The 15,190-nt window shown below is 69.9% G+C and carries 12 protein-coding genes and 1 pseudogene; 2 read left to right on the top strand and 11 right to left on the bottom strand.

Annotated features, from left to right (window positions below; translation table 11 throughout):
* Positions 1–108: 108 nt before the first annotated feature.
* Together HCC78_RS16570 and HCC78_RS16575 are read right to left on the bottom strand one after the other, a co-directional pair.
* Positions 109–1,462: pseudogene (locus HCC78_RS16570) on the bottom strand (transposase).
* A gap of 534 nt (positions 1,463–1,996) precedes the next feature.
* Positions 1,997–2,422 carry an Lrp/AsnC family transcriptional regulator gene (locus HCC78_RS16575; protein WP_172329907.1) on the bottom strand — a complete coding sequence of 142 codons (426 nt, stop codon included), beginning with the start codon at positions 2,420–2,422 and terminating at the stop codon, positions 1,997–1,999.
* A gap of 128 nt (positions 2,423–2,550) precedes the next feature.
* Between HCC78_RS16575 and HCC78_RS16580 the strand changes: the two genes are divergently transcribed.
* Together HCC78_RS16580 and HCC78_RS16585 are read left to right on the top strand one after the other, a co-directional pair.
* Positions 2,551–3,480: an arginase family protein gene (locus HCC78_RS16580; RefSeq protein ID WP_172329908.1), complete on the top strand. Its 930-nt coding sequence runs from the start codon at positions 2,551–2,553 to the stop codon at positions 3,478–3,480.
* A gap of 4 nt (positions 3,481–3,484) precedes the next feature.
* Positions 3,485–4,573: an ornithine cyclodeaminase gene (locus HCC78_RS16585; protein ID WP_305848692.1), complete on the top strand. Its 1,089-nt coding sequence runs from the start codon at positions 3,485–3,487 to the stop codon at positions 4,571–4,573.
* Here HCC78_RS16585 and HCC78_RS16590 read toward each other — a convergent pair.
* The 9 genes from HCC78_RS16590 to HCC78_RS16630 all read right to left on the bottom strand — a co-directional run bounded on the left by HCC78_RS16590 (position 4,570) and on the right by HCC78_RS16630 (position 15,190).
* Positions 4,570–5,319: a GntR family transcriptional regulator gene (locus tag HCC78_RS16590; RefSeq protein ID WP_172329909.1), complete on the bottom strand. Its 750-nt coding sequence runs from the start codon at positions 5,317–5,319 to the stop codon at positions 4,570–4,572. The two genes, HCC78_RS16585 and HCC78_RS16590, sit on opposite strands and share 4 nt — an antisense overlap.
* 2 nt (positions 5,320–5,321) lie before the next feature.
* A complete protein-coding gene (locus HCC78_RS16595; protein WP_172329910.1) occupies positions 5,322–6,473 on the bottom strand; it encodes a DSD1 family PLP-dependent enzyme in 1,152 nt (383 codons plus the stop codon).
* Complete coding sequence (locus HCC78_RS16600; protein WP_172329911.1) at positions 6,466–8,571, bottom strand: hydantoinase/oxoprolinase family protein; 2,106 nt, start codon at positions 8,569–8,571, stop codon at positions 6,466–6,468. Before HCC78_RS16600 ends, HCC78_RS16595 begins: the two co-directional genes overlap by 8 nt.
* 11 nt (positions 8,572–8,582) lie before the next feature.
* Positions 8,583–10,322, bottom strand: coding sequence for a hydantoinase B/oxoprolinase family protein (locus tag HCC78_RS16605; RefSeq protein WP_172329912.1), 1,740 nt, complete (start codon positions 10,320–10,322; stop codon positions 8,583–8,585).
* On the bottom strand, positions 10,319–11,122 hold the full coding sequence (locus tag HCC78_RS16610; protein ID WP_172329913.1) for a hypothetical protein: 804 nt from the start codon (positions 11,120–11,122) through the stop codon (positions 10,319–10,321). The genes HCC78_RS16605 and HCC78_RS16610 overlap by 4 nt, the downstream gene beginning before the upstream one ends.
* Positions 11,119–12,402, bottom strand: coding sequence for a TRAP transporter large permease (locus HCC78_RS16615; RefSeq protein ID WP_172329914.1), 1,284 nt, complete (start codon positions 12,400–12,402; stop codon positions 11,119–11,121). Before HCC78_RS16615 ends, HCC78_RS16610 begins: the two co-directional genes overlap by 4 nt.
* Complete coding sequence (locus HCC78_RS16620) at positions 12,399–13,034, bottom strand: TRAP transporter small permease subunit (protein ID WP_172329915.1); 636 nt, start codon at positions 13,032–13,034, stop codon at positions 12,399–12,401. The genes HCC78_RS16615 and HCC78_RS16620 overlap by 4 nt, the downstream gene beginning before the upstream one ends.
* Positions 13,031–14,113 (bottom strand): TRAP transporter substrate-binding protein, encoded by a 1,083-nt coding sequence (locus HCC78_RS16625; RefSeq protein ID WP_253949213.1) that lies wholly within the window; start codon positions 14,111–14,113, stop codon positions 13,031–13,033. Before HCC78_RS16625 ends, HCC78_RS16620 begins: the two co-directional genes overlap by 4 nt.
* Before the next feature lie 324 nt (positions 14,114–14,437).
* Positions 14,438–15,190, bottom strand: a complete 753-nt coding sequence (locus HCC78_RS16630) for an SDR family NAD(P)-dependent oxidoreductase (protein ID WP_172329916.1) — start codon at positions 15,188–15,190, stop codon at positions 14,438–14,440.

Below are 15,190 nucleotides of genomic sequence, written 5' to 3' on the forward strand. Positions count from 1 at the left end.
CAACTGGCACAGCTGCAATCAGGATCTGACAGCGCAGCTCGCTGACCGTCTGGTTCGCTCCCGAGATGCTGTGGAGAGCAAGGCCTGCCGCGATCGGGTGGTCCGGGTTCAATCTCGGTGCATGACGGGCTTCGGTGCCACGGCCTGGACGGCCGGCGGAGCCGGGCCGGATGGCGAAGCCGGCCATTGCGCGACCTTGGGCGCAGGCGGCCGGCAGCCCAAAGAGGAATTCGGGCGCTTGGTGTTGCTCATAGTGTCGCCGCCACCACTCGATGGCGACCTCCGCCTCCGCGAGGCTGCAGAAGACCTCGCCATCTAGGCGTTCGCCGCGGGGCCGGGCGATCAAGCTCTCGCAATGCCCGTTCTCCCAAGGGCTGCCCGGCTCGATATGGCGGCCCGGACTCCGACGGCAGCTGCCCATGTCCTCGCGGCCTCGGCGATGAACTCCGGCCCTCCGCCCGTCGGGCGCGGAGTTCCCAACGGATGCGCTACCGGTCCGGGCACCGCCGACGACGGCGCGGCGATGGACCACTCGGACCGGACATGTCCCGGGACACCGCGGAGATCTGGATTGGCCGGCCGGCACGTCGGTGACATCGGCCGGGTTCAACCGCCAGCTGACGCGGATCGCCAGGCTCTTCCCGGCGAATGCGCCGGGCAGGTCGAGCATGCGGAATGTCCTGCCGGTTGCCATCGTCGCGCCATCGGTCCGGAAGCCGATGGCCACGGTCCGGCTCTTCACGGAATCGCAGGGCCGGACTGGTGCGGCCGCTCCGCCCGAAGCCGGACGCAGGATCCGTTCCGCGGGCTTCCACGGTGCCACGGTCCCTTGACCTTCAGCCGGAGCCGCCCCTTCTTCGGCTGCCTTTGCGGACCCTTGAGCTTCGCCGGGGAAACGATCCCCGGATCGCTTCCCGATCCTCCCCGGTCCCGCCGCCGCTCGCCGTCGCCGGCGGCGGGCGGGACTCGGGGGCTCCGCCCGCTCGGGGCTGAACCGGTCCGCCGCACCGGTTCCGGGACGCCCCCGCTCCAGGCGCGTTCGCGCGGCCGCTCCGACCGGCGGCGCATCCGCGCCCGCTGCTTCAGGATCAGCTCCCCCGGCGTCATATCGGAGACGGCCTTGCGCAGCCGCTCGCCGCTGGCATTTCCTCAGCAACGATGGCGTTCGAAGCCTCGCTCTCCAGCTCCTTCAGCCGCTTGACCTGGCCGGTCTTCCACCCGCCACCCGCCGTCGCCCGCGGCGCTCGGACCGGTGGCGCATCCGCTGGCAACTCCTCGGACCACCGGCGGACATGGATCGTTCCTCGCGCCACCGGTGGCTCGTGACCTGCGTCACCCCATTCGCGCGCACTGCCTCGGCCACCGAGTTCCCCTGCGATACGAGCACGTCCGCGTGACGGAGCTTGGCGACGATCTCCTCGGGCTTGTGCCCTCCGCCCGGGCATTGCCCCGCGGGATCAATCCCCCATCCGGCTCCGATCTGTCCCAAGTTCTGTCCGGCATCCGGCCCGGAAGCCTGCTCCAGGCAGGACCACGTTTCAGGGGGCGGACCGGTTTCCCGGACCGGCACCATTGCGGCCGCACGGCGCCCAGGACCCCCATACCTTCAGTCCCCCTGCGGCGGCAGCACCGGAGGACCCCGCCGAACCGATACCCGGGGCGCCCGGGCCTTTACAGTGCAAAGGTTGCTGGCCGCACCTCCCAATGACGGCCTGCCTTCCGATGGCCCCGGAAACCCGCCGCGCAACATCTCGCCTTGCACCCTATCGGCATTCCCGGACAGGCCGGCGGCTCGCCCCGCCGGAGATACGGAGGCCGGCATTCCGCTGGGCGACAAAGCCCGACACGGAAAGCGCCCGCGGCAGAGGGAGACCATGCTCCTGGCGATCCGGCAAGCATCGGGATGGAGGCGCGGGCCCTCGGCGCCCGCTCCGACGGCAAAGGCGGCCCGCTTCTCAGCCAGACAGGCACGCCGCCAGCGGCCGCAGGCCGGAAGTCAGAGCACGGAATCGAGCAGAAGGCTGGTCTCGCTGTTCAGAACGCCGGGAATCTCCCGGATCGTGCGCAGCACGCGGTCGAAATCGCGCAGGTCTCCGGCGCGGATTTCGGCGACGAGGTCCCAGGCGCCGTTGGTCGAATGCAGCGACGCGATCTCTGGAATGGCACGCATCTGGCGGATGACCGCGCGCGACAGGCTGCCCTGCAGCTCGACCATCATCATCGCCCGCACCGCCGCGTCTTCCTGGCTGCGCGTGACGATGGTGAACTTGCGGATCTCCCCGCCGGCCACGAGACGGTCGAGCCGCGCGGTCACGGTCGTCCGGCTGAGGCCCAGACGCTCGGCCAGCGCCTTCACCGGCTGGCGGGCATTTTCGGTCAAGGCCGAGAGGATCTGCCGGTCGGTCTCCGTCAGGTCAGCCATTCACGCGGTCCTTTTGTCCAACATATTCGCCATACTGTACAATCTTTTTGGCGATCCGTTCAACATGCCGCTGCCAAGTGAACAACCGCCCCTGCAGACTGCGGGAAACACGAGAACAGGGGACCGATTTGACACATTCCGCGACCTGCTGCCTGCTGGGCGCCCCGATCGGCACCGGCGCGGGCGTGCCCGGCTGCGACACCGGACCGGCGGCTCTGCGGGCCGCCCGGCTCGGCGCCGCGCTGGCGCGCTCCGGCCGGCTGGTGACCGACCTGGGCGATGCCGCGCCCGCACCGCTTGCCGCAGCCCATCATGCCAACCCGGCGATCCGCAACCTTGCCGAGACCGCCGCCTGGATCCGCGGCCTCGGCGCCGCCGCCCGCGCGGCCGGGGAGAAGGCCGCGCTGCCGGTCTTCCTCGGCGGCGACCATTCGCTCTCGGCCGCGACGGTTCCGGCCATGGCGGCGCGTGCGGCGGCACGGGGACGTCCGTTCTTCGTGCTCTGGCTCGACGCCCATCCCGACCTGCACACGCTGGGCAGCACCGGCAGCGGCAACCTGCATGGCACGCCGGCCGCCTATTTCACCGGCGAGGCGGATTTCGCGCCCTTCCCGCCCCTGCCCGCCCGGGTGCGGCCGGAAAACATCTGCATGATGGGCATCCGCTCGGTCGACGGCGCGGAAGAGGCAAGGCTGGCGGCAAGCGGCATCGGGCTGCACCGGATGGAGGCGCTGCACCGCGACGGCGTGGAGGCCCCGCTGGAGGCGTTTCTCGGCCGCGTGGCGGACGCCGGCGGCGATCTGCATGTCAGCTTCGACATCGACTTCCTCGACCCCGCCATTGCCCCCGCCGTCGGCACCACCGTCCCGGGCGGCGCGACCCTGCTGCAGGCCGACGCGATCGCCGCGATGCTGGGCGATAGCGGCCTCGTCACCTCGCTCGACCTCGTCGAGCTGAACCCGACCCTCGATCCCTTCGGCCGCTCGGCCGCCCTTTTCGCCGATCTCGCAGGCGCGATGCTCCGCCGCCGCGAGACCCTCTCCCGCACAGGAAGCTGATCCCATGAACGACATGAACATTTCCCCCGACATCCTCGCGGCCCTCGCCCCTTCGGAGCTGGCCATGGTGCCGTTCGTTTCGGTGCAGGACATGATGCGGCTGGTGCATCGCGAGGGCATCGAAAACGTGCTGCGCGACATGGCCGAGCATATCGAGGCCGATTTCCGCCGCTGGCCCGATTTCGACAAGACCCCGCGCATCGCCAGCCATTCGCGCGAGGGCGTGATCGAGCTGATGCCGACGGCGGATGCCGAGCTCTACGGCTTCAAATACGTCAACGGCCACCCCAAGAACACGAAGACCGGCCATCAGACCGTGACCGCCTTCGGCGTGCTGTCCTCGGTCGGCAACGGCTATCCGCTGCTCCTGACCGAGATGACGCTGCTGACCGCCCTGCGCACGGCGGCGACCTCGGCGCTGGTCGGGCGGCGGCTGATGCCGGAAGGCGCGGACACGATGGCGATGATCGGCAACGGCGCGCAATGCGAATTCCAGGCGATGGCCTTCCGCGCGCTCGCAGGCATCTCGCGGCTGCGGCTCTACGACATCGACGGCAAGGCCACCGCGAAGGCGGCGGCAAACCTGCGGGCGCAGGGCTTCGAGATCGTGGCCTGCGGCACCGCCGAGGAGGCGGTCGAGGGCGCTCAGGTCATCACCACCTGCACCGCCGACAAGCAGCAGGCGACGATCCTGACCGACAACAAGGTCGGCGCCGGGGTGCATATCAACGCGATCGGCGGCGACTGCCCCGGCAAGACCGAGCTGCACCGCGACATCCTGCACCGCGCCTCGATCTTCGTCGAATACCCGGAGCAGACCCGCATCGAAGGCGAGATCCAGCAGCTTGCGGCCGACCATCCGGTCACCGAGTTCTGGCAGGTGCTCGAAGGCACGGCAGAGGGGCGCACCGATCCGCGCGAGATCACGCTCTTCGACAGCGTGGGCTTCGCGATCGAGGACTTCTCGGCGCTGCGCTACGTGCTCGGCCGCGTCCGCGCGGGCGCGCCGCATGTGAAGCTCGACATGCTGGCAGACCCGGATGATCCCCGCGATCTCTTCGGCATGCTGGAACGCTCGAAGGGGCGCGGCTAATCTCCGGACGGTGCCGGGCCGGGCGTGATCCAGTCCGGCACCAGATCGACGCGGCGCCGCTCGAGCAAATGCACCAGCCGGTAGGACACGTACCGGCCGTGATCGACCAGCAGCGCGGCAAAGCGGCCGCGGTCGCCTGCGGCCATGGCCGCCAAGATGTCCTCGTGCTGGGCGAGGTTCAGCTCGAACTGCGCGTCCTGGTGCGACGGGTCCGCCAGCTCGTTCTGGTAGGTGTAGTTCAGCACGCGCATGACGCGGCGCTGAACCTGCCGGGCAAATTCCTCGATCATCGCGTTTTCCATCGTCGCATACATGCGCATGTGGAAATCGGCATTGAGCCGGGTGATCTCCAGGAAATCGCGTGCCGCCACTGTTGCGGCGTAGCGGTCCTGGATTTCCCGCAGGTCTTCGATCAGCCCCGGCGCATCCAGGCGGCAGCGATGCGCCAGCATGCCCTCGCAGAACTGGTGCGCCTCGATCAGCTGCTCGAACTCGCGGAAATCCAGGGGCTGCACCACCGCCCCGCCGCGGTTCGGGCGGAAGGTGACGAAGCCCTCCGCCGCCAGCCGGTTCAGCGCCTCGCGCGCGGGCGTCCGGCCCAGGCCGAACCGGTCGATCAGCAGGCGTTCGTCGATGCGGCTGCCGGGGGCCAGCGTCAGGTCGATGATCCGGTCGCGCAGCAGCTCGACGGCAAGGGACACCTGCGAGGGGCTTCCGCCCGGCTCGGCCGGAGCCTCCCCCGCCATGCTCAGAACACCTTGCCGCGCGCCGTCACCGGCCAGAGCGTCTCGACCAGACCGCCGCGCAGGCCGGCATACCAGTCATGGAGGTTGCAGGTGGGGTCGCAATGCCCCGGGATCAGCCGGATCATGTCACCCAGTTTGAGCCGCCCCTCGGGATCGTCAAGCGTGCAATGCTCGTCCGAGACCTTGCCGACGGCGACGCCCGGCACGCCATGGGCGACCGGCGGGCCGCTGTCGACGGCCAGCGCCTTTAGCCCGGCATCGCAGACCGCGCGGCCCGGCGCCGGTGTGGAGATCACTGTCGCAAGCACGAAGAGCGCCTGGCCGAAGCCGCCCGGCGGGCTGCCGTCGGCGCGGCGGACGCGGTTGTAATCGGCATCCATGACGGCATAGCTGCCCGGCTGGATTTCCGTATAGACGCCCGAGGCGCCCTCGGTCTCGTAGGTGCCTGTCCCGGCCCCCGTGACGCGCGGACAGGGCAGCCCGGCAGCCAGGATCGCGTCGCGCGCCTCCGCCGTCAGGGCGGTGGAGCGGGCCAGCAAACCGGCGCGCTCCTGCGGATCGGCGACATGCTGGGCGCTGCCGAAATAGGAATGGAGCCCGCCGAAGCGCAGCCCCGGGCTGGCCGCGATGGCCTCTGCCAGCGCGACGGTTGCCGCGGTGCCGATGGTCCCGCAGCGGTTGCCGCCGCATTCCATCTCGACCAGCACTTCGACCTCCAGATCGCCCGGCGCTCCGGCCTCCCGCGCCGCGAGGACCGCCCGGGACAGCGCCGCAACGGCCTCCGGATGATCGGCGATGACCGCGATCCGCGCCATCTGGGCCAGCCGGACCAGCCGCGCCAGCCGCGCCGCGCCCACCACCTCATTGGTGACGAGGATGTCGGCGATGCCTTCGCGGATCAGCGCCTCGGCCTCCGAGACCTTCTGGCAGCAGACCCCGACCGCGCCACCACGGGTCATCTGCAGCCGGGCGATATCGGCCGACTTATGCATCTTTGCATGGGCGCGCAGGTCCACGCCCAGCCGTTCGGCATCCGCGCGCATCCGGTCGAGATTGGCCTCGAAGACGTCCAGATCAAGGATCAGCGCAGGGGTGGCGATGGCGTCGACAGGGTCGCCAATCCGCGCCGGGATGTCGTAGCCGGGTTCAGGCATTCTCGGCCTGCCTGTCCTCGGCCGCGGCCGCAACCTTGGCCGCGAGCACGATCTCGAGGCTGCCGGTGCCCGTCACCCGCGCCACCGCGCCCGGCGGCACAAGCGTCGTCGCGTCCGGGTCGGTGACGATGCAGGGACCCGTGGCCTCGGTCAGGGCCGTGCGCGGGATCACCGGCGCATCGAGCCAGCCGGCCGCGCCGAAGAACGCCCGCTGCGTCGATGCCGCGCCCTCCCGCGCCAGCCGCCGCCGGTTCGGATCGAGCCGCCCGACGGGCAGCGCATAGCAGAGCTCGATGGCGGTGATCCGCACTGGCTCGCCCTCGGGCGCGGTGAACTTGAAGACCGCGTCATGCTCGGCGGTGAAGGCCGCGCGCATCGCCGCCTCGGTCAGCGCCGCCGGATCGCCCAGCGGCACCAGCAGGTCGGAACTCTGCCCGGCATAGCGCATCCGCGCGGTCGCGGTCAGCCGCCCGCCGGGGCGCTGCGCCTCGGCTTCGGCCAGCGTGGCCATCTCGGCCAGCGCGGCCTGGGCATCCGCGACAGCCGCGCCGTCGAGCAGGCGGCGGAAGCTCCGGGACTTGTGGATCTCGATCTCGGCGCAGAGGAGGCCAAGCGCCGAGAACACGCCGGGCGCGGGCGGCACGATGACCTTGGCACAGCCCAGCGTTTCCGCGATCCCGGCGGCGAAAAGCGGCCCGTTGCCGCCGAAGGCGAAGACAGCGAAGTCGCGCGGATCCTGCCCGCGCTCGGTGGTCACCGCGCGGATCGCCTGGATCATCGTCATGCAGCCGAGCGCGAAGACCCCCTGCGCGGCCTCTTCGGGCGCCTTGCCGAGCGGTGCCGCGAGCTGTGCCTCGCAGGCCGCGACTGCCGCGGCGCGGTCGAGCACCATCTCGCCCCCGGCGATGGAATTCTCGTTCAGGTAGCCGAGCACGAGGTTGCAATCGGTCACCGTCAGCTCGCTGCCGCCATTGCCGTAGCAGACCGGCCCGGGGTTCGACCCGGCCGAGCGCGGCCCGACCTGCGGCACGCCCGCCGCGTCGCGCGCGACGATGGAGCCGCCGCCCGCGCCGACCTCCGCGAGGTCGATGGCCGGAACCCGCAGCGAAAAGCCGCCCCCCGACAGCAGCCGTTCGGTCTGGAGCACATGGCCGCCGACCTGGAACTCGGTCGCCATGCCGGGCTGCCCGTCCTGGACCAGCGCCGCCTTGGCGGTGGTGCCGCCGATATCGAGCGTGATCATCGTGCCCGTGCCGGTGGCGGCACCCAGGATCGAGGCGCCGACGACGCCCGCGGCGGGGCCGCTTTCGATGATGTGGATCGGCTGCTCGGCGGCGGTCTCGGCCGGGGTCAGCCCCCCGTTCGACTGCATGAAGAACAAGGGAGCCGCGATGCCCTTGGCGGCGATGAGCCCCTTCAGCCGGGCGATGTAATCCTTGAAGACCGGCTGGACATAGGCGTTGATTACGCAGGTGGAGGTGCGGGGATACTCGCCTTCCTCCGGCAGGAGCTCGCAGGACAGCGACAGGTGCACCTCCGGCCACATCTCGCGGATGATCTCGCCTGCGCGGATCTCGTGCGCGGGGTTGGCGTAGCTGTTGATCAGGCAGACCGCGACCGAGGTGATGCCGCCGGCCTTCAGGAAGGCCACCGCCTCGCGGATATCGGCCTCGTCGAGCGGGGTCATCTCGGTGCCGTCCGCCAGCATCCGTCCCCCGGCGACGCGGCGCCAGCGGCGGCGGACCAGCGTCTCGGGCTTGTCCCAGTCCTGATCATAGAGCCGGGGCATCCTCAGGTCGCGGATCTCCAGCACGTCGCGGAAGCCCTTCGTCGTGATCAGCCCGGTCTTCGCTCCGGTCCGCTCCAGCAGCGTGTTCGAGCCCAGCGTCGTGGCATGCAGCACCTGGCCGATGCCGTCCACGGCAATGCCGGAGGCGGCAAGCAGCCGGTCGATGCCGGTGGCGATGGCCTTGGTGTAATCCTCATGCGTGGTCAGCGTCTTGAAGCTGTGCAGCTCGCCGCCGGCGTCTTCGAGGATGAAATCGGTGAAGGTGCCGCCAATGTCGATGGCGAGGCGGGCTTTTGCGGTCTCGGTCATTCTCTCAGTCCTCAGGCGGCAAGTTCGGCGCGGCGCGCCTGGGTTGCGGGCAGATCGACGGCGCCCTCGGGCGTGAGGATCACGCCATAGACGTCGCGTGCGGTCTCGGTGGAGACGAAGTCGTCGAGCCAGTCCTCGGCCACGGCCGCCGGGTCGCGCTCCAGCGGGTTGCCGTAGCCGCCGCCCGAGGGCAGGCAGTGGCTGAGCACGTCGCCCTTCCGCATCGTCATGGTGAACTTGCTGACAAGCTTCTTCGCCTCGCCCTCCGGGTTCATCACATTGATCCCGGCCGCGCCGTCATGGCCGCCATCGAGCCCCCAGGGACGGAAGGCCTGGCGGTCGGCGCGCACCGACAGGACCGCCTCGTCCTCGAGCAGCATGTAGTCGCGCCGCATCGCCACGCCGCCGCGGAATTTCCCGGCCCCCGCGCTGTCATCGACGAATTCGTTGACGGTGATCAGCACCGGGTTCTCGGATTCCACCGTCTCGGTCGAATAGCTCGCCATATTGGCGAAGAGCGTGGTATTGCCTTCGAGCCCGTCCTTCCACGGCCGCGCGCCCCAGGCGGCGGAGACGAAATCGACGAAGATGAAGGGCTTGCGGCCCGCGTCATAGCCGCCGATCGACACGTTGGTGTTGCCGCCATCCGAGCAGGCCAGCACCCGGCCCGGGGCAAGCCCGGCCATCGCCCCGAAGGCGCAGTCGGCCATGCGGAACCCGGTCAGGCCGCGGGCGGCGCAGGCGGCGGGCATGACGGCATTGGCGATGGTGCCTTCGGGGGCGATCACCTCGATGGCGCGGAACACGCCGTCATTGTTGGGCGCGCCGTCGCCGAGCACGGTCTTGACCGCGGTGTAGCTGGCCGCGGCCGTATAGCTGAAGGTGTTGTTGATCGCGCCCTTCACCTGCGGGGAGGTGCCGGTCCAGTCCATCACCAGCCTTTCGCCCGACTTCCGCACCGTGCAGACCAGCGGGATCGGCTTGCCGACATCGATGCCGTCATCGTCGATATAGTCGGTGAAGGTGAATTCGCCGTCGGGCAGGTTGCGGATGCCGTTGCGGGTGAGGATCTCGGAATAACTCATCAGCTCGTCGAGCCTGGCGACAAAGGCCTCCGCCCCTTCGGTCTTCGCCAGCGCCTGCACCCCCTGTTCGGCGATGCGGCAGGCGGCGAGCTGGCCCCTCAGGTCGCCGCGCAGCCGGTCGGGCATGCGGACGTTCGATTCCAGCATCGCCATCAGCGTGCGGTCGACCTCGCCCCTGCGGTAGAGCTTCAGCGGCGGAATGCGGATGCCTTCCTGGAAGATCTCGGTGCTGTCGGAGGCGTTCGAGCCCGCGACGCGCCCGCCGACATCGGTATGGTGGCAGACCGCGCAGGCATAGGCCACGATCTCGCCCGCGACGAAGACCGGCTTGAAGGTGAAGATGTCGGGCAGGTGCATGCCGCCCGAATAGGGGTCGTTCATCACCAGCACGTCGCCCTCGGCCACGGGCTCGTCCATCGCGGCGAGCGTCGCCTTCAGCGCGACGGGGATGGAACACAGGTGCCCGGGCAGGGACAGGCCTTGCGCGGCGAGCCGCCCCTCGCGGTCGCAGATGGCGGTTGAGTAGTCCATGATGTTCTTCAGCACGCCCGAATAGGCGGTGCGGAAGATGGTCAGCGCCATCTCGTTGGCGATGCCGGTGATGGCGTGGCGGAAAAGCTGGAAGGCGATCGGATCGGCAATCGCCGCATCGGTGTCGGAGGTCATGCGGGAGTCCTCGGGAACAGGCGGTGGCGGAGGGAGGTCGCGGCGATGGCGGCGGCGGCCGAGGGCAGCAGCCCGGCCGTGGCCGCCATGAGCCCGCCCCAGTGCGGGGCGGCAAGCGCGACGGTGGCGAGATAGACGAAGAGCGTCGGCCCGGCGAGCCGCGCGGACTGGTAGGTGGCGGCCCAGCCGGGATTGCCTCGGGATTTCAGGCCGAGGGTCACGGTGATCATGGCGACCGGGATGCTGGTCAGGACGGCGCTCCAGCGCGGGCCGAGCGTCCTGGCGAAGAGGCCGATCACCACGACGATCACGGCCGCCTGCAGCGCGACCGGCCAGATGCGGCGGGCGGGGCCGGCCAATTTCGACGGGGCGGCAAGCGCCAGATCGAAGGGCAGGACGAAGCCGGAGAGCAGCAGGGAAGCCGCCAGCACCGCCGCCGAGAGGCCGAGCGGCCAGGCGGGACCGGCCGTGACGATCACCACCGTGACCAGCCAGGCGGCCATGGCCACGGCGATCAGCGCCGCGGCCCCCAGCCGCGGGAAGAGCCGCGCGGCGGTGATCACGAAGACCAGCAGCGCCGGCAGCGCCTGGGCCCCGCGCAATCCGGCCTCGGCGACGAATTCCGGGCTCTGGTGCGCCGCCATGGCGAAGACGCCCGCGGCAATGGCGATAGGCAGGGCGATGACGGTGGCCGCAACGCCGGCGGGCGCGGCTTCGGCGGTCTTGAGCACCGCCCAGACGAAAACCCCGCAGCCGAGGCCGCGCAGCAGGTGGGTCGCCAGGTCGGCGAGCGCTATCATGCCAGCCACCCCGGCAGCCAGAGCGCGATGCCCGGCACCAGCACCAGCGCGAGGATCGCCAGCAAGAGCGCCGCGAGGAAGGGCAGCACGCCGCGGACGACATCGGACAGCGCCCCGCCCTGCCGCACGCCCTGCACCACGAAGAGGTTGATGCCCACCGGCGGCGTGATCATCGCGGTCTCGATCAGCATGATGACGAGGATGCCGAACCAGACTGGATCGAAGCCCATGGCCACGACGATCGGCGTGAAGATCGGCACGGTCGCGACCATCAGCGACAGCGTCTCCATGAAGAGGCCCAGCACCAGGTAGAAGCCGATGATGACGAAAAGCGTCTGGTAGGCGCCCATGTCCAGGTCGTTGAAGAAGGCGACGACCTTGGTGGTCAGGCCGATATTGCCGAAGACGTAGTTGAGGAAATAGGCGGCCATGACGATGGCCATCATCATCCCCGTGGTGCGCATCGTGCCGGCGAAGGCGGAGCGCAGCATCGGCAGGGTCAGGCTGCGCGACACCGCGGCGATGGCCAGCGCCCCGAGCACGCCCAGGGACGCGGCCTCGGTCGGGGTCGCCCAGCCGGCATAGATCGAACCCACGACCAGCAGGAAGATGCCTGCGGGCGGCACCAGATGCGGCAGCCCGGCGACGCGCTGGCGCCAGGTCACCGCGATGGGCGCGGCGCCCCAGTCGGGCCGCAGCTTGCAGGCGCCCCAGACGGCGAGGCTGAACATGAGCGCCAGCACAAGACCGGGCAGGAAGCCGGCAAGGTAGAGCTGCGGGATCGAGCTGTTGGTCAGCGCGCCGTAGATGATCAGGTTGATCGAGGGCGGGATCAGGATGCCCAGCGTGCCGGAGGCTGCGATGGATCCGAGGAACAGCCGCTCGTTGTAGCCGTGGCGGCGGATCTCGGGGATGGCGGTGGTGCCGACGGTGGCGGCGGTGGCGACCGAGGAACCGGAGGTGGCGGCGAAGAGCATCGAGGTCGCGATGTTGGCATGCATCAGCCCGCCCGGCAGCCAGTTGAGCCAGGCCGCCATGGCACCGTACATCCGCTGCGCCAGCCCGGAGCGCAGCAGGATCTCGCCCATCAGCACGAAGAGCGGGATCGCCACCAGCACGCCGTCATTCAGCGCGCTCCAGCTGACCGTGCCGATGCCGCGGGTGGCCGGGATGAAGCTGTAGGCGGAGCTGAGCACCACGCCGGTCAGGCCGAGCACCGCGGCGACCGGAAGCGACAGCAGGAGAAGGCCGAAGAGCACGGCCAGGGTCGTGGCGATCATGTCCGGACCTCCCGGCCGGTTCCGGCGGCTTCGGCGGAGAGGATCTGCTCGTCGCGCAGTTCCTCCTCTGCATCGCGCAGCCCGACCCGCGCGGCGATCCCGTCCCAGTCGCCCAGGGCGGCCGCCGCCAGCGCGCGCAGGAGCAGCGCGAGCGCGGCAAGCCCGAAAAGCAGCAGGGCCGTGTACCACAGCGCCTGCGGCAGGATCAGCGGCGTGGCGAGCGGGGTCATGGATTTCGTGCCCATCGTCGCGCTGCGCAGCACCAGCTTCCAGCCAAACCACAGCAGGATCGACAGGAACCAGATCAGCCCGGCGAGCGAGACGATGTCCATCGCCCCGCGCAGCCGCGGCCCCAGCGCATCGCGGAGCAGCCCGATGCGGATATGGCTGCGGGTGAACAGCGCCTCGGTGAAGGCCAGCGCGGCGACGATGGCCAGCGCGTAGCCGCCGAGTTCGTCGAGCCCGCCGATGCTGGTCCCGGCGAGCTTCCTCAGCAGAACCTCGGCGCCGACCCCGAAGGCCAGCGCGACGAGGATGCCGCCGCCGATCCAGATGCCGGCAGCGGAGACGGCGCGCAGGACCGCAAGGATGCGGTCGAGCCCCTGCGCCAGTGCCTGCGCGCCCTTTCTCATGGCAGCGGCGCCTCGATGCCGAGCGCGGCACCGACGGTTTCGTTCCATTCCTTGGTGCAGTCGGCCCCGCAGCGCTCGGCCCAGTTCGGCAGCACGTAGTCCGAGATGATCTCGGCATGCTTCTCCATGTCGGCATCCGACACCGGAACCAGCGTCATGTCGGCCTTCACGCCGAGCTTGCATTCGCCGCCGGTGGAGCAGGAGACGGCATCGGTGTCCTGCTCTTCCTGCACGGCCCAGGCCTCGGCCTCGAGCTTGCCGTACTGCTCGGTCAGCAGCGCCTGCTGCTCTCCGGAAAGGCTGTCCCAGAGGTCCTTGTTGGCCGCCCAGAACACCATCGACCAGCCCACATTCATCGGATAGAGGTAGTCGGTCACCTCGAACCAGCGGGCGGTGTTGCCCGAGGACGTGCCGGTGACGGCGCAGTCGGCGACGCCGCGCTGGAGCGCCGGGATCACTTCGACGAAGGGAATGGTCACGGTGGTGCCGCCCGCGCCGGTGACGAAATCCGACAGGGTCGAATTGAAGACGCGGACCTTCTTGCCTTCCAGGTCGTTCAGCCCCGAGATTTCCTCGCGGCACCAGAAGACCTGGGACGGCAGCGGCGCGATGCCCAGCAGATGGGTGTTGAACTTCTCTTCCATGACGCGGGCCAGCACCGGCTTGTAGGCGTCGGTCGCCTTCTTGGCATCGGCATTGGTCAGCGTGACGCCCGCCAGGTCCAGCGCCTCGAAGCGCGGGTCCTCGCCGGCCATGTAGCTCATGTTCTGCACCGCCAGCTGCAGCGTGCCGTCCTGCAGCATCGACAGGACCTCGGGGCCCTTCAGGCCGGCAAGATCATGCGGCACGGCTTCGATGGAGATCATGTCTCCGGCCGCCTCGGGGAAGGTCTTGCCGTAGAACTCCTCCTCCATGTTCCACAGGTAGAGGTTGGAGGTGTAGCCGAGCGCGCGGATCTGGGTCTCGGCCGCCTGCGTGGCAGGGGCCGCGGCGGCGAGAAGCGTGCCGCCGAGCGCGGTGGCGGCAAGCATGCGGCGGAGCCCCGCCGTGCTGGTGCGAATGATGTTTCCGGAGGTCATGGCCTCGACTCCTTGCTGTTGGACCGAACGGTGCCTTCGACGCCCGGGACCCTCTGGCGGGGCCTTCCGGACCGGCCCGCACAAGACGGACCCTCAAAATATACGTTGCGTATATTTGCGCCGAGAACAGCGCAGGCTGGCGCAAGGAGCAAGCTCGGGAAGGTGTCGGCCGGGCGCACGGGCAGTGCCAGACCGGCAGCGGCGCGATTTCATGCGTGGATTTCCGCCATCTGCCTTCCGAAAGGGCAGAACCGTTCCCGAAGCACAGGACGGATGGCAGACATCCCGGCTGCGGCCCGTCCCCGGGGGACGGGCGCAACGGCGTCAGAGAACCTCGCCGCCGTCGATCACCAGCGCCAGGCCGGTGACGAAGCGCGAGCGGTCGGAGGCGAGATAGAGGATGCCCTCGGCAATCTCCTCGACCCCCGCCCAGCGGCCCATCGGGATGGTCTCGGCGACATAGGCCTCCAGCTCGGCGCGGCCGCCCATCTGCTTCTCGAAGCCCGCGTTGAACGGCGTGTCGACGAAGCCCGGGCAAAGCGCGTTGAAGCGGATGTTCTCGCGCGCGTAATCCGCCGCCATCTGCTTCACCATCGCCACGGCGGCATGTTTCGTGGTGGCATAGGAAACCATGCCGCGGTCGTACTGGCAGCCGGAATTCGACGCGGTGACGATCACCGAGCCTCCGCCCTGCGCGCGCATCACCGGGATCGCGGCCCGGCAGGCAACGAAATGCGCCCGCACGTTCAGCGCCCAGGCGGCATCCATCTGCGCGGGGGTGACGTCCTCCGCCCTGCCCTCGATCTGGATGCCGGCATGGCTGTGAAGCACGTCGAGCCGGCCATGGTCGCGCGCGGCCCGGACGATCCCGGCCTCGACGGCGGCATCGTCGCGCATGTCGAGCGCTCGGGCCTCGCCGCGGCCGCCCGCAGCCTCGATCATCGCCAGCGTTTCGGCCGCCAGCGCGGCATCGAGGTCCGTGGCAATCACGGTGGCGCCCTCTCGGGCCATGGCGATCGCGCCGGCGCGGCCGATGCCGGATCCGGCCGCCGTCACGAATGCGACACGGTCTTTCAT

It is taken from the genome of Mangrovicoccus sp. HB161399 (genome assembly GCF_013184745.1).
In the GTDB taxonomy this organism is placed as follows: domain Bacteria; phylum Pseudomonadota; class Alphaproteobacteria; order Rhodobacterales; family Rhodobacteraceae; genus Mangrovicoccus.